15 protein-coding genes are annotated in these 20,315 nt (G+C 51.8%); all 15 read right to left on the bottom strand.

Annotation, left to right across the window (positions count from 1 at the left end; all coding sequences use genetic code 11):
• Position 1: 1 nt before the first annotated feature.
• Entirely contained in the window at positions 2 to 544 is a 543-nt protein-coding gene (locus DFP97_RS10945; protein WP_245976106.1) for a carbohydrate binding domain-containing protein, read from the bottom strand.
• The gene (locus DFP97_RS31460) at positions 541 to 690 is read right to left on the bottom strand and encodes a hypothetical protein (protein ID WP_245976104.1); all 150 of its coding nucleotides are present in this window, start codon (positions 688 to 690) and stop codon (positions 541 to 543) included. Before DFP97_RS31460 ends, DFP97_RS10945 begins: the two co-directional genes overlap by 4 nt.
• Before the next feature lie 175 nt (positions 691 to 865).
• Entirely contained in the window at positions 866 to 1,759 is an 894-nt protein-coding gene (locus tag DFP97_RS10940) for an ABC transporter ATP-binding protein (protein ID WP_114380028.1), read from the bottom strand.
• Positions 1,760 to 1,762: 3 nt separating this feature from the next.
• On the bottom strand, positions 1,763 to 4,636 hold the full coding sequence (locus DFP97_RS10935) for an ABC transporter permease (RefSeq protein WP_114380027.1): 2,874 nt from the start codon (positions 4,634 to 4,636) through the stop codon (positions 1,763 to 1,765).
• Between the two features lie 116 nt (positions 4,637 to 4,752).
• Positions 4,753 to 5,820: an efflux RND transporter periplasmic adaptor subunit gene (locus tag DFP97_RS10930; RefSeq protein ID WP_114380026.1), complete on the bottom strand. Its 1,068-nt coding sequence runs from the start codon at positions 5,818 to 5,820 to the stop codon at positions 4,753 to 4,755.
• A complete protein-coding gene (locus tag DFP97_RS10925; RefSeq protein WP_114380201.1) occupies positions 5,774 to 6,502 on the bottom strand; it encodes an ABC transporter ATP-binding protein in 729 nt (242 codons plus the stop codon). Before DFP97_RS10925 ends, DFP97_RS10930 begins: the two co-directional genes overlap by 47 nt.
• Positions 6,503 to 7,226: 724 nt before the next feature.
• Positions 7,227 to 8,882, bottom strand: coding sequence for a glycoside hydrolase family 43 protein (locus tag DFP97_RS10920; protein WP_114380025.1), 1,656 nt, complete (start codon positions 8,880 to 8,882; stop codon positions 7,227 to 7,229).
• 162 nt (positions 8,883 to 9,044) lie between these two features.
• Complete coding sequence (locus DFP97_RS10915) at positions 9,045 to 10,685, bottom strand: response regulator (RefSeq protein ID WP_114380024.1); 1,641 nt, start codon at positions 10,683 to 10,685, stop codon at positions 9,045 to 9,047.
• A 1-nt stretch (position 10,686) separates the two neighbouring features.
• Positions 10,687 to 12,426 (bottom strand): sensor histidine kinase, encoded by a 1,740-nt coding sequence (locus DFP97_RS10910; RefSeq protein WP_114380023.1) that lies wholly within the window; start codon positions 12,424 to 12,426, stop codon positions 10,687 to 10,689.
• Between the two features lie 87 nt (positions 12,427 to 12,513).
• Entirely contained in the window at positions 12,514 to 14,175 is a 1,662-nt protein-coding gene (locus tag DFP97_RS10905; RefSeq protein WP_245976102.1) for an extracellular solute-binding protein, read from the bottom strand.
• Between the two features lie 180 nt (positions 14,176 to 14,355).
• Positions 14,356 to 15,408, bottom strand: a complete 1,053-nt coding sequence (locus DFP97_RS10900) for an ABC transporter substrate-binding protein (RefSeq protein ID WP_245976101.1) — start codon at positions 15,406 to 15,408, stop codon at positions 14,356 to 14,358.
• A gap of 89 nt (positions 15,409 to 15,497) precedes the next feature.
• Positions 15,498 to 16,466, bottom strand: coding sequence for a galactofuranose ABC transporter, permease protein YjfF (yjfF, locus tag DFP97_RS10895; protein ID WP_114380022.1), 969 nt, complete (start codon positions 16,464 to 16,466; stop codon positions 15,498 to 15,500).
• Entirely contained in the window at positions 16,459 to 17,499 is a 1,041-nt protein-coding gene (locus tag DFP97_RS10890) for an ABC transporter permease (protein WP_114380021.1), read from the bottom strand. The genes yjfF and DFP97_RS10890 overlap by 8 nt, the downstream gene beginning before the upstream one ends.
• A 6-nt stretch (positions 17,500 to 17,505) precedes the next feature.
• Positions 17,506 to 19,017 (bottom strand): sugar ABC transporter ATP-binding protein, encoded by a 1,512-nt coding sequence (locus DFP97_RS10885; RefSeq protein ID WP_114380020.1) that lies wholly within the window; start codon positions 19,015 to 19,017, stop codon positions 17,506 to 17,508.
• Between the two features lie 108 nt (positions 19,018 to 19,125).
• The gene (locus DFP97_RS10880; protein WP_114380019.1) at positions 19,126 to 20,157 is read right to left on the bottom strand and encodes an ABC transporter substrate-binding protein; all 1,032 of its coding nucleotides are present in this window, start codon (positions 20,155 to 20,157) and stop codon (positions 19,126 to 19,128) included.
• Positions 20,158 to 20,315: the final 158 nt, after the last annotated feature.

Below are 20,315 nucleotides of genomic sequence, written 5' to 3'. Positions count from 1 at the left end.
ATCAGTCCACTGCAACCGGGAAGGTCCGGAGCCAGGTGTTCAAATCATCCTTGCCCCAGAAAATGACGGCGGTGAGCTTTTTCAGCAGCTGCGCATCCGGGCCCTCGGGATCTTCGATCTCACCCACAAGCAGAGAAGATCCAAGGATGAAATGGTCGGCAAACACGTCCTTCAAATTCGGAATATCATGCTCGATTTCGATCGGAACCGGATCGGACGCTTGCTCGATCCGGAAATCGTCCATGTAGAAAGCAAGAGTCGGGTTGTTGAACGATTCGAAATAAACGCCGATTCTCTCTGCGGGTTGGAGCAGCTTATACTCACCCGTCAGCTTTACCCATCCATTTTCGTTTGCCGTTATGGCCGTAACGTACTCATAATACGTCGTGCCTGCCGTCGTCCGCTGGACCGACATCGAAACGGGAGCATCGGCCGTACCTGCAGGCAGGCGGATCCAGGCTGAAATCGCATAGTTTTTGCCGGCCTGCATAAACGATGTCAAATCGAGCTGCGGGCCGTTCCATCCTTGCGTTCTTCCCGTCACTTGAAGGCCGTATGCCCCCGAATGGGCTGCGAGGCGGTTGCTGTTAAAATTTCATTGCCGCCGCGGCCTTGCCAGCCCTGCGTCGTTCCGTCCTCGTAGTCGCTGGAAACCGATAACGCCTCCTCCGCATAAGAAACCTCCGGCAACGGGACCACCGTTAAGGACATGAGAACAAGTATGGCGGCCATTACCTTTGAAATGCTGCGTTTTCAGTCGAACTGTCTTCATAAATGCACCTCGCCTTAGAAATTTATATTCCATAAAAACAGCCCCTTTCGGGGACGTTTCGCATGGCATCATCAGCTTCTGTCGATCTTGGTGTCAGCCCGTCTTCCTGGCCTCCGGCGGGTAAAGAATGATGCGGCCGTCCTCCATCTCCACTCGCACTTTGTTGCTGTCCTTGAAGCCCCCCAGGTCGAGGTAGCCGGCCGGAATCTGCAGCCGGCCCGCCTTATCGACAACGGCATACTCAATATGGCTTTCTGTCCCGTGCCGAACGTTCTCGGCGTCCAGCAGCGCAAGCTCTTCCGCATACGAGACCCGGCGGATCATCTCCGCCGACGTCTTGCCGTCGCGGATTTGGACGACTCGGTCCACCTTTCGCGCCAATAGCGGATCGTGCGTGACGATGACAATCGTAATGCCGATCGTCCGGTTCAGCGTACGGAACAGATCCAGCACCTGATTGGACGTATTCGTGTCCAGCGAGCCGGTCGGTTCGTCGGCGAGCAGCAGCCGCGGTTCGTTCGCAAGGGCGATTGCGATCGCCACCCGCTGCTGCTCCCCGCCGGAGAGCTCGCTTAGCCGGTTCGTAATCCGGTGGCCGAGTCCCACCGCTTCCAGCAGCTCGCTCGCGCTCGCCCGGCCGCGGTTGCCGCGCAGCAGCATCGGCAGCTCGACATTTTCCCGCGCGGTAAGGTACGGGATCAGGTTGCGCGCATTGTTCTGCCATACGAACCCGACCGTATCCCGCTTGTACTTCACCAGATCCTTCTCGCCAAACGTCAGCAGATCCTTGCCGTCTACGAGCAGCTTGCCGGCGGACGGCTTATCGAGTCCGCCCAACATGTTGAGCAGCGTTGACTTGCCGCTGCCGGAATTGCCGATGATGGCCATCAGCTCGCCATCTTCGACCTTCATATCGAGCCCTTGCAGGGCGACGACTTCAAGATCCGCCGTTTTATAGATTTTGACAAGTCCTTCGCATTGAATCATAGATTACTCCTCTCCCAGCTTTAGCGCTTGGGCAATCCGGATCCGCGACAGGCGGTAGCCGAGAATCAGCAGGCCGATCGTCAGCATGATCCCGACGATGCTGTAAAGCTGCATATAATCGCTGAGCTGATAGGTGATCTCGAACGGCGGCACCCGCTCGGTAGTCGAGAACGACAATTCGAACAGGGGAACAAACATTTCGCTAATCAAGTTGCCGATAAGCACGCCGATGATGACAGCCGCTCCCGAGGTGAACACCTGCTCGCTGACGAGCATGCCGATAATCTGCGGGAATGGAATGCCCATGGCCCTCAGCACCCCGTATTGGAGCGTCCTTCCTGACAGGGTCAGCACCCAGAAGAGCAAGAAGCCGAAGAAGCTGATCAGCATGGAGATCACGAAGCCCAGCGTCATGACGCCGTTGATTGCCAGTCGGAAAGGATCGTTCTTGGACAGGATCAGCTCCTGTTTCGCGTCGCGAAGGCTGGTGACCTGCACCTTTCTCTCTGCCAGTTGGTCGTAAACGAGCTGGCTGGAAACGTCGTCCTTCAGCTTGAGCCATACCTCATAGGGTTCTACCGCAAGCCGGTTCTGGATCGTGCCCAGATGGCCGACGATCAGATGAGGCTCCGCGGCCTTCCCGTCTTTCGCCTCGCCCGCCGGAAGCGGATTCCAGCTTGGCCAGTAGTCGATAATACCGAAGACGGTGAACTGTACCTGGTCGAGTCCATCCCAGGAGACACGGATTGGATTGCCCGGCTTGATCTTTGCCGCATTGGCGAGCGAGCGCGAGATCAGCACCGCCTTCGGATTTGGCGCCATCAGATTCAAATAGCTGTTGATGGGGTATTCGAGCAGCCCGTTCTTCATCCAGGCCGTCTTGCCGAAATCCATCGTATCAATACCGTAAAGCATGGTCTTGCCGCTCGTTCCGCTGCCGCCTGCACTGAACCTGACCTCTTCCTTCTTGAACACTTGGGCGACCGCTTCCACTCCCTCCAGCTCCTGAAACGGCTGAAACGGCGGCTCGGTATACTGGATCCTCCTCGTTTCCGCAAAGCCTTGATCGGTCTGCGACTGCTGCGGGGAGCCAGGGAGCAGCGGAGGCGGAGCATCGCTCTCCCACCGCGTCGTCAGCGCAATGTCGGCGCCGACGCCGTACTGGATCTTGCTCTCCATGTTGTCGTTGATCGTCCGGGCTGCATTCGCGCTGAAGAGGCCGGTTGCGACCGTCATGATCAGAAATACCTTGATGGTCAAATACTGCCCTGAGGAGCGGCTGATTTGAACCAGCGTATTGTAAAGCGCCGGCGACCACCATCTGCGGCCCGCCCAATAGATGATGCGGATGAACCACGGGTACACGCGAAGCACCAGCAGACCGCCGCCGAGCGCGAACAGCGCCGGCATCAGGAACAGCAGCGGATCAAGCTGCAAGGCGTCGGAATCAAGTGCCAGACGCTTCAGGTCCTCCTGCCGTTTGTTGAAATTGTACAAAAGATAGACTGCCAGACTGACGAGAATGACATCGAGCCCAGTCTTGTGCCAGAACGACATCCTGGTCAGGCGCGCCATCTGCTGCTTGTGGCCAACGATGCTTACCCTTGTCGCCAGGAAAGCCGGAATCAGAATTAGCATAATCGCCGCGCACACAGCAATCGCCGCGACCTTATAGGCGCTGCTGGTCAGGCTGACTTCAAGCGCCGAGCGCTGGACGAACTCAAGGAAGCCGCTCGAGGCACCCAGCACCTTCGTGAACGAAACGCCGAGGAACGGTCCCGCGGCCAGCGCGCTCAGTCCGAGCAGCACACTCTCCAGCGTGTAGGCCGTCATGATCTGCAATCGGCTGGCTCCACGGCTGCGGAGAACGGAGATTTCCGTCTTCTGCCGTTCGATGATGAGATTGGCGGCCATATACAAATAGAAGGCCAGCATCAGCATGACGGGAGAGTAAAGGGACAGCATCATAACGTCGAGCTTCGCTTGTTTTCCCTGATAAGACGCTATCGTCTCGATCGCCGGGACGTTAACATCTTCTACCCCGAGCCGTCCCCGGAAATAGCGACGGATGTCCGCATTGGCCTTGATGAATTGGTCGATATTGTCGACGCTCAGCTGTTCATAATTCAGGGCGAAGCGCCATTCCAAGTCGGTTAGCCTTGCCTTGCCGCCCTTCGTGAATTCGCGCTCGAACTGCTCGAACGGGATAATAAAACCGTCTTCGGCCTCCGTCGTCAGATACGGCAAATACGGGTCGGCGGCCGGATCGGTCTCGATGACGCCGACCGGCACGACGCGGAAGCGTTGCCGGTCTTCTTCCGGCGATTCCGCGACCAGTTCTTCCCCGAGTCCGCGCTTTGTTGCAAACAGAAATTTCTGCGTCACGAGAGCTTCGAAGACGCCGTCCATTCGGTCAACCGGCATTCGGCCGTCGATCAGCCGTACGCGCTTCTCCATATCGGACAAGGATTTAAAGCTGCCCGCCGTTTTCTGCGATTGCTTCTCCTGCTCCGAGGCGTCGGCGCCGTACACCTTCATTTTTTGCGTGAACCGCTGCTGATAGAACGACAACGCCTCAAGGCCCGCCCTGTCCGGGATCGTCTGCACGAAACGGTCAGCACGCGCAATCGCCTCATACGTCTCTTTGTCCATCTTTGATGAAGAAACGGTCGAACTGACCCGGACGAAACCCGGGTAAATGGCACTCTGACTCTGTAACAGCTGGAGCTCCTTCAACAATGTCCGCTGCAGGATGGCTTCGGAATAGAGCGGCATGGAGCTGAACAGGGCCACGCATACGGTAAGGCCAAACCACAGATTCAGCTGCAGCCATTTGTTATTTGCCATTTTGCGGAGGATCATCGTCCATAAGGCCATACGTACACCCCATTCTTGTGCCCGGAATATCCGGGCATTCTTGTTCTAGGCGCTTAGAATCACCGTGAAACGTTGCTGAGTCTCCAAAGGACGACATCAGCCGTTTAGGCTAGCGTTTAATTGTTAAGGATGATCTTCTGGCCTTCCTCCAGACCGCGGACGATCTCCACCTCGGTCGGCGTAGTTAATCCTACCTCGACGTCGACCTCCTTGCGGCGATCGCCTTCCGCGACCTGCACGTAGCTGCGGCCCATATAGGAGCGGATCGCCGCACGCGGCAGCACGATGACGTTCTCGCGCTTCTGGAGCTCGATAGTGAGCTCCGCGCTATGGCCGATCTGGGCCCCGCCCGGCTCATCGTCCATGCCGATTATGATGGTCACCGAATTTCGTTCGGCCTTCGCATCGCTAGCGGCGAGGGGCACACCCGAAGGGGATTGCAGCACTTTCCCTTTATAATCCTTGCCCTTATACTTCAAGCTGACTGGCATGCCCGCTTCTACCGGAAGCAAGTCCTTCGTATTTGCCGCTACATAGGTCAGCTGCATCTTTGACGGATCCGCGACGGTTACAATCGATTGGTAGGCGTTGATAAAGTCGCCTGCATTCAACGATTCAACGAAGGTTACGATCCCAGTGATCGGCGAATACAGCTGCGATTGATCGAGTCGGCCCTCCATGGATTCCAGCAGCATCGACTCCCGCTCCAAGTCGATCTCCCGCAGGCGCAGATCGGTTGCGTTCGCGCCGGAAGCCCGGGCCTGATTGTATTGCAGGCGCGCGCGCTCCATGTTCAGCTGCTGCAAGCGAATCTGAAGTTCCAGATCGCCCGTCTCCAGCTCGGCGAGAAGGTCGCCGGCTTTCACCTCTTGGCCGACCGTCACATTGATGGATTTCAACCGCCCGCCGGATTCCTTGAATGAGAGCGTATCCATGCTGGCGGAAACAAAATTTGCCGTTCCTTTGAGGAACGTCTGAATATTACCCTTGGCTGCGTCGACGATGTCTAATTCTTCCTCGGCCGGCTGAACAAGCGGCGGCTGAAGCGCCTCCTCCTCCAAGGGGAGCAGCGAGCAGCCGGTAAGCGCCAGCGATGCGGCGAGCATGACAGCCACGTGCTTGGCGCGGGGAATCAGACTAAACAACGGGTGATTCAGGAGTCGTCTGTGATACAATTTTTCCATCCTCCAATGCGATAACGTAATCAGCAAGCTCCATAATGCCCGGGTCATGCGTCGTCATAACGATAGTCATTCCTGACCGGTTCACAAGATCACGGAAAACGCGGATGACCTGCAGTCCCATCTTGCTGTCCAGCTCCGCGGTCGGCTCGTCCGCAATCAGCAGCGCAGGCTCGTGCGCAATCGCGCGGGCGATCGCCACGCGCTGCTGTTCACCGCCGGACAACTCCATTGGCCGGTGCTTCATCCTCTCCCGCATCCCGACTCGCTCGAGCGCCCGCTCCGCGGCCTCTCGGTTACCTTTGACCGGGGTACCCGCGATACGCAGCCCGAACTCAACGTTCTCGTAAGCGGACATCAGCGGAATCAGGCCGAACGACTGGAACACCAGGCCGATCTCCTTGCGCCGCAGCGCGCTGCGCTGCGCTCCGGAAAATCCGGTGATCTCCCTTCCCCGGAGAAACACTTGGCCCTCCGTCGGCTCATCAAGCGTGCTGAGAATATTCAGCAGGGTCGTCTTGCCTGAACCCGACCGGCCTTTGAGCGCCACCATAGACCCGGCCGGTATGGATAGATGGATGTCCGCCAGCGCGGTCACAGCGGTATGGCCTCGGCCGAAGACCCGTTTAATGCCGATTGCCTTCAGGATCGTTTCGCCGCTTGCTTCATTCAGTCTCTCTACCATCACCGACATCGCGATCCCCCCCAGTTCATCTAATTGTTAATGCTATAAATAATAGCGCGTATTTAATGCCGATCCGGTTCTATCATTCATAATTTTAGCGCTTTCATTTTGCAAACAATACCCGTTCGTTTCTTGTTTATTCCCTGACAAATGATAGATTTATCGAGCGAAAAGAAGACCGCCGCCCGATCGTCCAATCAGCCGGTCTATGATATTGCGCTTATACGTTTGAAACGTAATTTCAAAAAAAGAAGACCCAGCAATACGCTGCATCTCCCCATTGGGCACGCCGACCGGCATGCCATGCGACGGGCGCTATTTCGCAAATTGCCTAAAGGCTGCGTCATGGGGCAGAATCGTAGTCGTTAACGAATTCTTCAGCAAACCTCTCCTTACCGTTCCAATACTCCTTGTTGGTAACCCCGTCGAATATAAAAAGTCACGACTATCTCTGCAACTATTTGAGGGAAAAGTTCCCTCTAATTTGGATATTAAAACCTCTAAAGTAAATTAGGGGGAAAAGCTCCCTCTATGTTAGTCGGAATCGGCTATTTTTGCTCAAATATGAAATTTAAGTGGGAAGTTTTCCCTCTAATTTAAACTTTCCACAGAAAATGGCTCGATTAGAGGGAGGTATTCCCTCTAAGTACGCCATTCTGTGGAGTAAGGCGCCAGCCGGAACATTCGTCTGGCGCCATCCACGCTAGCTACTGGTCCAGGCAGCTTATTTACTAAACTGCCAGGCGTTGATTTTAAATAACTCCGTACCGGGCTTTCCTTTAAACACGAAATATAGATCGTGAATGCCCTCGGCGCCCGTGACTTCCGTTTTCGCTTCGATCCATTGCTCCCATCGATTCGTCGAAGGCACGGAAAGCGTCCCGATCAGCTTTCCTTCCGGATCGTCCAAGCGCAGCTCCATGATGCCGCCGTCCTCCGCGCTCGATACCAATGCCATAAATGAGGATGCTCCGCTGCCGAAGTTTACTTTTGAAACCGCCGTCCAATCCCCGTTGCCAATATCGGATACTGCCAACTTCACGGGCGCTTGCCCATTGACTTCCTTTGTCAACGGCTGCGTGTTAATCCCTGCGCTCCACGCTATCGTCTCCGCTTCAACGCGAACAAACGGATTAAAATCCTTGATTTGCTCTACGCCTTTCATGTCTGCGACGATTTCCCCAATGGAACCGTCCTCGTTAAATTGAACCTGATTCAGATGTGTCGAACGGTAGCCCTTAGGAACACCCATCGCTTTGGATAAGGTCTGCGCATGGTAGGCAATGTACCAAGCGTCATGGAATTGGAAAATGACATGATGGTTATTGCCGCCAACCCCGAAGAAGTGTCCGGGATTCTTTAATATCGTTCCTTGGTACGTCCATGGTCCCATCGGATTATTACTCGTCATATAGGCAATCTCGCCAGCCGGAGGGCTTCCTTCCGGACGGACGCCGTTGTAAAAATTCGAACAATAGGTATAGTAATAAACGCCGTTGTATTTATTGATACCGGCATCCTCGAACATAAAGGGAGCTGGTATTGCCGCCGCTTCGCCGACAACGCTGATCATATCGTCACCGAGCTGCATCACGCGCGCAGTATTCGGCATTTCATCCTTCCCTTCCGGAACGCCCCCGCCAAAATAGATATAGGCTTTGCCATCGTCGTCTACCAGCACGGCAGGGTCGAATAGCCAGGTCACGTCCGCTGCGGCGGGCATTGATCTCGATATGAGCGGCTTCCCGATTGGGTCCACCCACGGGCCGGTCGGACTGTCGCTCGTCAATACGCCGATGCCGCTGGCATTATTGGCGAAGTATAAGAAAAACTTGTCTTTTCCGTTAATGACTTTGTGGGCGGCTGCAGGCGCCCACGATTGCGTCGCCCATTTGGCTGCGCCATGCGGGCCTGCAGCGTTGATCTCACCGTGATCCGTCCAGTTCACCAAGTCGTCAGAGGAGATGACCGACAGCTTGTTAATGGTTCCGTAACTATTGTCTTTGACGTTGCCATCCCCGTCATATTCCAGTACGTCGTTCGTATTGTACAGATATACGTGATCCTTGAATACCAACGCATACGGATCGGCGCCGAATTTATGGGAGACAACCGGGTTGCCGTTCGGAGGAAGCTTCCCGATCGCCCTGGCAAGCGGAGCGACGCTCACTTTAGAAGCGGCGCCGTTAACGTCGTACGAATCCGTTTTGTTATCGGAATAACCGAGCTCTAAGCTATTTATTTTAATTTCTTCATTCATGACTTGTATCAACTCCCGATTCAATTTTAATCTGTTGGTCGCTATTAATATAAAAAGAACGACTGCTATGACGACCATAGCCGCAGCTAGTAATAGGAATGTCTTCCTTTTGACAAGCATGGTCCGCCAGCCTCCTCTTCCTAATGTAAAAAGTGTAACGCTTACAAATAGCGGCAACAACCTGCCTATCGATGATTAATTACCCGGCAAGTTATAGGTTTTTAGCAAAAAAAATGACCGGAACAAGCTTTAGCTCGTCCAGTCATTTTATCTCGTTAATAATTAATGACTATCATTTACAGATAGGGTGTCACGGTATTCTTGGGGTGTCAGCCCCGTAGCCTTTTTAAAAAAGCGGGTGAACGAATGGGCTGCCTCGTAACCGACGAAAGACGCCACTTCCCGCACTTTCAAATCTCCGTCCCTAAGAAGCTCCTTTGCTTTTCTTATCCGGCATTTGTCGATATACTCCGATAGATTGACCCCGCGCTCCTGTTTGAAAAAGCGGGATAAGTAGGACGGGTTGAAATAATGGATTTCCGCCAGTCGAACCAAAGACAAGTCCTCGCATAAATGCTCCTCGATAAAATGACATATTCGCTTGATGACATGAGAGGCTCTGTCTCGTTCGTCCTTGTGTTTGAATTTAAATATCGCTTCAGCAATTTGTTTAAGAAATAGGAATCCCTCTTTCATGGAGGCATGGTCATCCAAACGCATAAGCTTTCCGTAATCGTCGATTTGGCCGTGCAGCCCCATTCGGTTGATGTAAGAGAGAAGGACAAGCGCGATTGAGTAATACCCTTCGATCGTTCTCTGGACTTTTCCGTTTGCATGCAGCATGGACTTCGACAGTTCATCCAAGTCCTCAAAAAACTCCGTTGCCCTGCCAGCCTCAAGATGCGCCTCAATGATCCCGGCTTTATGGCTCAGCATATATCCTTCTTTAATAGAGGTGGCATCGAATTGGTCGGAACGGTCCATAAGGATCATGGAAATACCGTCACCGATTTTTAACTGCTGAAGCTGCCGAAGTCTCTCATACTGCTGGGTTACGCCTCCCCATTCACAAGAAGTACCGCTTATCGTGAAGGCGATTGTCAAACCAAGCGATGCCAGGCATGCTTCTTGAATCAGCTCCAGCGTTCCTTCCAAATAGCGTATCAAGTGATTACTGAACTTCTCCTCTGAATACAGCGATGTCTGAAGGAACCATAATATGTCCCCATGCTTATCCACGATTCCAATGCTGCGGGGCTGCTCCGCCATAAAGGAGTTCCATATTATTCTAGTTGAAGCAAGGATTTCGCTTCTTTCGGTGTATACGGTCCCCACAGGATACGATAAGCGGCCAAGGGCCAGCACGACTGGCGCTTTTGGATCTAAACTAATATTCAATTTGTCAAAATCTTGGACTAACGCTTCTTGATTTTCATAAAAACTATGGCTCTCTTGCAGGAAATGCCTAAAGTAATCCCCTTGCGCCATAAATTCAAGCGTATCCATCTGTTCGCGGGACTGCTCCAATAATTTACTCATTTGAATGTCATGATTTAATTCTTGCATGACCTCTTTTACGGTTTGGATTACCTTCGCGTATCCTTCCGTTTTCAGCAAATACCGGACGTTGGGCATTTGAATGGCTTTATAGGCATAGTCGAATTCACTGTATCCGGTGAGAAAAATGATTCTGCATCTTGGCCAATAGGTTTGAATTTCTTCAGTTAATTCCATACCGCTCATCCCGGGCATGCGAATGTCGGTTAGAACGATATCGAATCTCGTACGGGACATCCAATTCAGCGCTTCTTTACCGGAATAGGCTCTGCAAATATCCAGCGTTTCCGACATTAGTTGATTAAAAACCTCGTATAGACCATCCGTAATAATTTCTTCATCATCGACGATTAAAAGTCTATACATCTTAAATCTCCTCCTGCAGCTTGATTCGAATGACGACTTTCAGGCCGTTCAGCTCGCTCCTTGATAGAGACAAGCCGCTGCCTTCCCCGTAAGTTAAAAGCAGGCGTCGATGAATGTTGATCACACCAGTCATTTCATAGGATTCGGCAGTATGATCCAGCCGTTCCCTTAATGCTTCAATTTCGGAATCGCTGATGCTGTCCCCGTTATCTTCTACAACGATTCGAGCCTCGGCATCATTCATCTCATATGTAACGCGAAGCAGGCCATCCTCTGTCATTTTCTCGAGACTATGCTCGTAAGCGTTCTCGATAATGGGCTGAATGATTAATCTTGGTACCTTGATTTGTTCCATTTCCTTCGGTAAGTCATCAAATTGTACCCGAATGCGTCTTGAGAACCGGAGCTTTTGTATTTCCGTATACATGCGGGAGTGTCTCGTTTCCTCCGACAATAAAACATGGTCTTCCCCGTTTCGGGTAATAAACCTGAAATACTCGCCAAGCATATTGGTAAATTGTTCGACCCTGTCTACATCCCCTGTTTTAGCCAATGAGTTCAGAATGAAGAAGCTATTATACAGAAAATGCGGGTTAATCTGGGATTGCAGCTGCTTTAACTCCGCCCTTTGCATCATCATTTTCTGTTTAAAATCCTGATCGATAAGACTTTGCAATTTCGTAAGCATATGGTTGAATCTTGTATATAAATATCCGAATTCATCTTTCTGTTCGTGTTCGATTTGAATGTTTAACGCGCCTCCTTCCATCCGTTTAAAGCTCTGGACGAGAGACAGCAGCGGTTTATGAATAAACGTATAGGATGAATAGGAGAATACAACAACGGCGAATAAAGACGTTATGGCGAACACCCAGGCCCATCTATAAAAAATGCTCAAAGGTCTTTTGACTGTTTCTTCAGGTAAATACGTAGCGACGGAAAGTCCTAGTTTATCAGAATAGGCTTTATCAATATGATATTTTCTGCCGTTCATATTCAATAAAAAAGTGCTGCCGCTTGATGCATTCGCTTCACTCATGTAGTCCTGGATTATAGGGTTTGATTCCTCATGGCTCATTAACGTAAATCCCGTCGTCTCCGAGATCAGAAAAGAGCCGCTATCCGGATAAATGTTGATCTGATGCAAAGAATCCCTTAGCCTCTCCGCGTCCAGCTCGATTTCGACAAGGAATAAAGGTTCCCCTCCCTTTTTCCCGCTTTGTTTCGAGGCACTGAGATGAAGCATGTTATTCCAATTAATAAGGCGGTTTTCATTTCTTCCGGCACTGGAGTGAAAATAATCGAACCTTTCTGTGTCAAAATCATATATCGCATTAGCCGTCGAGACTGTTTTATTAATAGAACGGACATGCACATAGATATCTTTAATATATGGACTGCTATTTTGGAAGGAAGTAAGCCGATGCAGCAAGTAGTTCAAACTTGACCTTCTTTCTGCGTTATCCATCATCCCCCAAGTGGCAGCGAGCTTATGGAGCTCGCTATCCTCCAAAATATCGAACTGCTGAAGCTCCATCCACTCGAGTTCTCGATTTAAACCTTCCAAATAATAAGTCAACTGCTTAACGGTAGCTCTCGATATATCTTGGCTTGCATTTTTGTAACTCCAATTATATAGATATACCCCAAGCAATATTATGGGGAGTACGACTATGAGGTAGGTAAGAACCAATCGGACGAAGATTGTATTGCGCAATGATATAGCGGGAAATTTAAACAAGAAAACGCCTCCGTTGCTGCTTTAATGAATGGATTACATTGTATTTATGCCTATTAGCAGACCAATTCGGAGAATGACCTTCCTCACTTATTGCCTTCCTGCAAACCAATCGTTTACTTCGGTTGTCATCTTCTCTCCGCCCAACTTATGCCATTCTTCAACAAATTGATCGAATTCGTTGATGGATCTGCCGAGTATGATATTAACAAAGGTCTCGATTTGAAGATTATTCAAAATGGCTTGTTTCTCTATCATCGTTTCCGTTGGGGCTCCGACAAAACTCTCATACAATAACTGGTTATTCTTTTCGTATTGATCAAGTATCGCAAAGGCTCCTGAGGGACCGTATGTCCTTTCCCATCCCCACCCTGATTCCTTATTCTTATCTCCGGACAGATAGGTATCAATGTTCTTCTGTATGGCTTTGGCTTCGTCCTTTAACACGGAAGTATCCCCGGTGCGGCGGGCCTCTTCTAGTTGCCGAAACGCCTCCAGGTTTTTCCTTGCCGGATAAGGGGTTACAGGGGATAGCTGCCATATAGGGAGCGGAGAGATATAGTAAGTTTCATATTCGGCCGTTTCTCCCCAATTTTTCTCCAGGTGTAAATTAAAAAGCTTAACGATGGCTTCGGGATGTTTAAAGTCCTTCCTCACCGCAAGGAACTGATTTGTGCTGAATCCGAGCGGTACCTTCGGCGCTACTCCCGATAAAGAAACGATCGGAAATGCCTGCCACTGGGCATTAATATTGTTTTCGCGGCTCACATGAACCAAAAACGACCCCCATTGCTGCCCGTACAGCATTCCGATCTTCCCGGCAGCGACTTGCTCCTTCACTTTATTGCCGTCTTTAAACCCGAATTCGCTATCGATTTGACCCTTTCGATACATGACCTGCAGTACTTTTAACGCCTCTTTCACTTCCGGTTGAATTCCTCCATAGGCGAGTTTACCGGAATCATCCTCAATCCAAATATTCGGGAACGCATTATAACCTGCCATAAATGCCGTTATTCCCATGACGGGATCCCACAAATATTGCGTGATCGCAAGCCCAAACGTGTCATTGTCGCCGTTTTGGTCCGGATCCTTTTCTGTAAACGCTTTCGAAATCGCCAAAACGTCATCCATGGTTTGGGGCGGTTTAATACCAAGCTGATCCAACCAATCCGTTCGGATCCATATATACTGGGCTCCTTCAATAGAGGAGCCCGTTTCCGGAATTCCCATCAGCTTTCCATCGATCGTCGCCGCATCGAAAGGACCGTTTCCTTCCTGACTAAGGATTCGCTTGGTAAGCGGAGTGGCGTATTTCTCGTAAACCTCGGATAAATCTTGAATTAATCCTGCATTACTGAGCAGTCTGAGCTGCTCCGCATTGACCTTTACTACTTCGGGTATATCTCCCGAAGCAAGCGCAACGCCTAATTTTTGATGATAGAGATCGCCTTTGGCAATCCAATCGTACTTTATTTTAATGCCGAGCACCTGTTCATAAAGACGGCTCCAAGTGTTGTCCTCCAACGTTTGTCCCGGCAGAAATCCTATTAAGTTTTCCATACCGACGCTGGTTTCCCTCACAAAGGTAACTTCTATCGGCGGATTATACTTGCTTAACCCACGGTCTTGATACTCTATCAAATGGTCGTTCTCATCTGAAATTTGATTATTCGTACTGTCGCTTTGGCCGCATGCCGATAAAATTTGAACAGACATTAACGCAGTAAGCATAAGCTTGGTCTTATTCATTTTTGGTATCCGCAACAGATATAACCCCATTTCACGTTTCTTGATAAAGACCAACTACAATATTATCATTATCCAAAGTAAATTCTGAAAAAACAAGACACATATCTTTATTTCGTTACCCAATCTTTACTGATTTTTACAAAAAGAGTCCGCAATTCACGGGGAACTGCGGATATGGTCTCAATATTGCCGGTTCGCGGCTTCTTTTTCCGCAACCCCTTCTGTGAAGACGCTCTCCTGCGGAACGATGCGCTTCGGCAAGGTTCGGCCCTCCATAATTTCCCGAACGGCTTGCATTAAGATGGGACCAAGCAGCGGATTGCATTCGACGATACAGTTGATTTTCCCTTCCACCATCAATTCGAACGCCTTGCGCGTCCCGTCAACCGAGATAATAACAATATCTTCCCCCGGGCGCAGTCCGTATTCCTCAATGGCCTCGATAGCGCCGATCGCCATATCGTCGTTGTGCGCGAACAATACCCGGATGTCGCTGCCCATCTCCTGCAAGAAAGCGCGCATTGTCTCTCTACCCTGCTCAACCGTGAAATCGGCAGGCTCCGCCCGCTGAATGACCAGATCGCCGCGCTCCCCGATAATGTCCCGAAAGCCGCTTCCGCGCTCAATCGTCGGCGATGATCCGGCCGTTCCCTGAAGCTCAACGATGCCGATCGGCCCCGGTTCATTACGCAGTTTGTCGAGCAAATATTTCCCCGCTTTCCGTCCCTCCTCGAAGAAGTCCGAGCCGATCGTCGTGACATAAAGCGATGGGTCGCTCACCTTTACGGCCCGGTCGGCCAGGATAATCGGAATGCCGGCAAGCTTCGCCTCCTGCAGAATCGGCTCCCAACCCGACTCTATGACTGGCGAGACGGCGATGACGTCGACCTTTTTGTCAATGAAGCCTCGAATCGCTTCAAATTGCTTCTCCTGCGACTGCTCGGCATTCTCGAACAATAACCGGATGCCTGCTTCCTTCGCTGCTTCCTGGATTGATCGGCTATTCGCCTTGCGCCAATCGCTCTCCGAGCCGAGCTGGGAGAAGCCAACGACGATTCGCTGCTCCATTGAAGCCGGGTCTATCGGCTGTTCCTTTACAGGCGGTTCGTTCGCGTTCGTTGCAACGGGCTCGAGGCGCCCGTTATTTCCGGCTGTATTTTCGCAACCGACAACGAACAGCATAACTAGCGCGACAATCACCCATCCTGCTCGAAATTCGTTCATTCCGTTCATGCCGACACCTGCCTTTACTCACAGCTTTACGATGTAGTCAATCGACCTGAAAGCGGTTTGAAATCATAATTTACGCTATTAATTATAAGCTATATTACTTTCATTTTGGAAGCTCTTACATTGATGACTCGTTGTAGTATGATGAACAGAAACAGCAGTACGCCTATAACGATTTTCGTCCACCAAGAGCTGAGCGTGCCTTCGAAATTAATAATCGTCTGGATGACGCCTAGGATAAGAACGCCGAAGAATGTCCCCGCCACGTAGCCTACGCCACCCGTCAGCAACGTGCCTCCAATGACGACAGCCGCGATAGCGTCCAGCTCCAGTCCAACCGCATGCAGACCGTAACCTGAGAGCATGTAGAAGGTGAACACGACACCGCCGAGCGCAGAGCAGAAACCGCTGAACGCATATACAAGCATTTTCGTGCGGGCAACGGGAAGCCCCATTAACAAGGCAGACTGCTCGCTCCCTCCGATCGCGTACGTATTGCGTCCAAAGCGCGTGTAATGGGCCAAATAGAGAGCAAGGAGCACAACGGCCAAAGCGATAATTACGCTGATCGAGACGAAGCTGCCGCCCGGAAGCTGGATTTTGGTCATCGCCATATCCTTATAGAAGGAATCGTTGATCGTAATGGTGTTGATGCTGATGATATAACACAGCCCTCTTGCCAGAAACATGCCCGCCAGCGTCACGATGAACGGCTGGATATTGAAATAATGGATGATTGCGCCCATCCCGAAGCCGTACAAGCACCCGAACGCGAGAACTAGCGGGATAACGACGGACGGCGGCCAGCCTTGCTGCTCGACCAATGTTGCGGAAAGCATTGTCGTAAGCGCCACCATGGAGCCGACGGACAAATCGATTCCTCCCGATACGATGACGAACGTCATGCCGACCGCAACTATTAACAGAAAGGCATTATCGATCAGCAAATTGGTGAGTACCTGCAGCGAGAAGAAGCCGGTGTAGCGGAAGGATCCTGCCAGAAAGACGAGCACGAACAAACCGACCGTCACTAGGATAGGTAAGTACTGCCGTTTAAACATGATGCGTAACCTCTCTTTCCGCCTGGTAACGACGCTTTCTCCATTTGCTAGTCAAAACATTTCGGAATTTCTCGGACTGAACCAGACAAACGGCGAATACAACGAATGCCTTGACGACAAGCGTAATCTCAGGCGGGACGCCGATCATGTAGATCGTCGTCGTCAGAGTCTGAATAATCAAGGCACCGACGACCGTTCCCGATAAGTAGAAACGTCCTCCGTTCAAGGACGTGCCCCCGATGACGACAGCGAGTATCGCATCCAGCTCGTACCATAACCCCGCATTATTGCCGTCTGCGCTCGATACGTTCGAACTTAGAATAAGGCCGGCCATTCCGGCGCACAAGCCGCAGAAGATATAGACGGCAAAAATAACCGAACGCGAGCGTATTCCCGCCAAACGGCTGGCCGTCGCGTTGGAACCTACGGACTCAATGAACAGGCCGAGCGCCGTACGGCGCGTCAACCAAGCTGCCGCCAGCCAGACGGCTGCGACAATGAAGATAGAAAACGGCAGCAAAGCCAGCCATCCGGCACCGATATATTCGTACGGATTGCTCGAAACTGTAATAATCTGGCCGCTCGTCACCAGCTGCGCAATGCCCCGTCCGGCAACCATTAGGATGAGTGTTGCGATGATTGCCTGCATGCCCACTCCGGCTACCAGAACGCCATTCCATAACCCGCAGACAATGGCCAGACCAAGCGACACGGCAACTGCGGTCAGAACGATGCCCAGCGAATTCTGATCAGCCGACTTGCTGACGAGCAGACAGGCGACGGCGCCAGAAATCGCGACTATCGATCCGACCGAGAGATCGATGCCTCCCGTCGCAATGACGAGCGTCATGCCGATTGCAACGAGAATAAGCGGGGCTCCATAATTTAGAATGTCGATCAGACTGCCGTACAAGTGTCCTCCCTGTATGCGAATGGAGAAGAAAGCAGGTTTATAAATCAAGTTAAACAATAAAAGCGCCGCAAGTACCATAAGCGGCCAGAACAAGTGATGCTTCGATATCCGGTTCCACATGTCGTCTTATCCTCCCGCTATTGCCTTCATGACGTTTTCGTGACTCATTTCTTCGGCAGTCATCATCTTCACGAGATGCCTGTCGCGCAGGACAGCGATACGGTCGCTGACACGCAGCACTTCCTCCAGCTCCGATGATATGAACAGCACGGACATGCCTTTGCGCGACAATGCCAGCACGAGCTTCTGGATCTCAGCCTTTGCTCCGATATCGATCCCACGCGTCGGTTCGTCAAGAATGAGCAGCTTCGGCTCCATAAGCAGCCACCTGGCCAGCAGCACCTTCTGCTGATTGCCGCCGCTCAAGTTTTTGATCAGCTGCTCCGGATTTTTCGGATTAATGTTGAGCGCCTTGATGTATTCGTCCGCAATTTCGTCCTGCCGCTTGCGTGATATCGTTCGGAACCAGCCGCGGCTGGCCTGCAAGGCAAGCACGATATTCTCTCGCACGGTCAAATCTGCAATAATGCCTTCCGTCTTACGATTTTCCGAACAAAATGCGATGCCTTGGCGTATCGCCTGCCTCGGTGAGTCGATTTTGCCGCCTGTACCCTCAACCGTCAGCTCCCCGGCGTCCGCGCGATCGGCACCGAACAGCAATCTTGCAGACTCGGTACGACCGGAGCCGAGAAGTCCCGCGAAACCGATGATTTCGCCGCGCGCGATGTTGAGGTCGTATGGCTCGATTGCTCCCTTTCGTCCAAGGCTGCTCGCTTGAAGAAACGCTTCGCCATTCCTCGACTCCTCCTTCGATCCCGACTTAGGGAGTTCGGCCAATAAATGCAGATCTTTGCCGATCATCTTGAGAACAAGATCGATACGCGGCAGCTCAGCGGCAAGGTATTCGCCGACGAATTCGCCTCCCCGCAGGATCGAGATCCGATCCGATATCTCGTAGACCTGATCCAGAAAGTGCGTCACGAACAGGATGGCCAGACCTTGCTCCTTCAGCTTGCGCATGACGGTGAACAATTCCCGGACTTCGTTTGCGTCTAGACTGGATGTCGGTTCATCCAGAATAAGTACCTTGGCGGATATGTTGAGTGCCCGCGCAATGGCAACGAGCTGCTGCACGGCCACCGAATAAGAGGCTAGCGGCAAGGTGACGTCTATGCTGACATTGAGCCGTTCCGCCAGCAGTTGTTCGGCTCGGCGGTTCATCTCCTTCCATAGGATGCGTCCGAACCGGCGCGGCTCCCTTCCGATAAAGATGTTCTCGGCCACGCTCAGATTCGTACAAAGATTGACCTCTTGATATACGGTTGTAATACCGGCTTCCTGCGCTTCGAGAGGGCTGCTGATAGCTAGCTGCTTGCCCTCCATTGTTACGGTGCCTTCATTAATATCATGTACACCGGTAAGCACCTTGATCAGCGTCGATTTGCCGGCGCCATTCTCGCCCATGAGCGCGTGAACCTCGCCGGGGAACAGCCGAAACTTGACGTCTTTAAGCGCTACAACACCTGTAAAACGTTTGTGGATCCCCCTCATGTCAAGAATGGGGTTCTGCTCAGTCATGACGGCTCTCTCCTTCCTCCGAATGAAAGAGTCACCCTACCCCTTCTTGTGTCAGGTCGAGTGACTCCTTCAGGCGAAATTTAATTGGCTGCGGGGTTGTCCCGATGTTTAGTATTTCCGGTCCGCCAGCACTGCTTTTGCTTCCTCGGAAGTGAACGTGCCTTCCTCGGTCACGATTCGGCTCTCAATCTCTTTGCCGGCCAGCACGTCATTCACGGCTTGCATCAACTGAGGTCCGAGGAGCGGATTGCATTCTACGATGAAATTGATCTTGCCTTCGGCCGCTGCCGTCATACCGTCTTTCACCGCGTCAACGGTGATGATAATAATGTCTTTGCCAGGGACGAGCCCGGCAGCTTCAATGGCCTGAATGGCTCCAAGACCCATGTCGTCGTTATGTGCGTAGAGTACGTCGATATCCGGATGGGCCTGGAGGAAAGACTGCATGACTTCCTTGCCTTTGGCACGGGTGAAATCGCCCGTTTGCGACGCAACGATTTGTAGATTCGGGTTTTCCTTGATGATTTCCTCAAACCCCGACTTCCGGTCAATCGCCGGAGCGGAACCCGTCGTACCTTGGAGTTCGACGATTTTTACCGGTTCGGCTGCATCCTTGAATTGCTCGACGAGCCATTTGCCTGCGCGGCGTCCTTCTTCCACGAAGTCGGAGCCTATAAACGTCTTGTACAGCGACGTATCCTTTGAGTCGACTGCGCGATCAGTCAGAATAACCGGGATGCCGGCATCCTTCGCTTCTTGCAGCACCGTATCCCAGCCGGATTCAACGACCGGAGAGAACGCGATAACGTCGACCTTCTGCTGGATGAAGGAACGCAGTGCTTTGATCTGATTTTCCTGTTTTTGCTGCGCATCGGAAAATTTCAATTCGAACCCTGCAGCTTTGGCTGATTCCTTAATCGAATCGCTGTTTGCCGTACGCCAGCCGCTCTCCGCTCCAACCTGCGAGAACCCGAGTACGACTTTACCATCCGCCGGGGCTTCGCCCGAGCTCGCGTTATTAGCCGGCGCGTCGACTGGCGAATTGCCGCCCCCATTGTTAGTGCCGCCTCCGCAAGCCGCCGTAAACAGCATGACTGCTACGATGCCTGCTGCAGCGCCGATCTTCGTGAATCTTTTCATCTTACATGCCTCCCCTTATTTTCACCGTGTAACGGTTGTGATGCCATTATAAAACGCTTTCATCTTTCAAAAATACGGAGTATCATGGGCATTCTGTTTGTTATCATGGGAACTTTCAGGAATCGCGATAGCGGAAGTGTTGTTACTTTGTCGGGTTT

It is taken from the genome of Paenibacillus prosopidis (assembly GCF_003337375.1).
In the GTDB taxonomy this organism is placed as follows: Bacteria; Bacillota; Bacilli; order Paenibacillales; family Paenibacillaceae; genus Pristimantibacillus; species Pristimantibacillus prosopidis.
The sequence above is the reverse complement of the archived record's forward strand: the minus strand, read 5'-3'. Positions and strand labels throughout refer to the sequence as shown.

What these genes read in the sequence shown, in the direction of transcription:
- DFP97_RS10900 (WP_245976101.1), bottom strand. Translation starts at nt 15,408, where the DNA reads ATGAACGGAATGAACGAATTTCGAGCAGGATGGGTGATTGTCGCGCTA.
- DFP97_RS10920 (WP_114380025.1), bottom strand. Translation starts at nt 8,882, where the DNA reads ATGCTTGTCAAAAGGAAGACATTCCTATTACTAGCTGCGGCTATGGTC.
- DFP97_RS10880 (WP_114380019.1), bottom strand. Translation starts at nt 20,157, where the DNA reads ATGAAAAGATTCACGAAGATCGGCGCTGCAGCAGGCATCGTAGCAGTC.
- DFP97_RS10915 (WP_114380024.1), bottom strand. Translation starts at nt 10,685, where the DNA reads ATGTATAGACTTTTAATCGTCGATGATGAAGAAATTATTACGGATGGT.
- yjfF (WP_114380022.1), bottom strand. Translation starts at nt 16,466, where the DNA reads ATGTTTAAACGGCAGTACTTACCTATCCTAGTGACGGTCGGTTTGTTC.
- DFP97_RS10925 (WP_114380201.1), bottom strand. Translation starts at nt 6,502, where the DNA reads ATGGTAGAGAGACTGAATGAAGCAAGCGGCGAAACGATCCTGAAGGCA.
- DFP97_RS10905 (WP_245976102.1), bottom strand. Translation starts at nt 14,175, where the DNA reads ATGAATAAGACCAAGCTTATGCTTACTGCGTTAATGTCTGTTCAAATT.
- DFP97_RS10930 (WP_114380026.1), bottom strand. Translation starts at nt 5,820, where the DNA reads ATGGAAAAATTGTATCACAGACGACTCCTGAATCACCCGTTGTTTAGT.
- DFP97_RS10885 (WP_114380020.1), bottom strand. Translation starts at nt 19,017, where the DNA reads ATGACTGAGCAGAACCCCATTCTTGACATGAGGGGGATCCACAAACGT.
- DFP97_RS10890 (WP_114380021.1), bottom strand. Translation starts at nt 17,499, where the DNA reads ATGTGGAACCGGATATCGAAGCATCACTTGTTCTGGCCGCTTATGGTA.
- DFP97_RS10935 (WP_114380027.1), bottom strand. Translation starts at nt 4,636, where the DNA reads ATGGCCTTATGGACGATGATCCTCCGCAAAATGGCAAATAACAAATGG.
- DFP97_RS10940 (WP_114380028.1), bottom strand. Translation starts at nt 1,759, where the DNA reads ATGATTCAATGCGAAGGACTTGTCAAAATCTATAAAACGGCGGATCTT.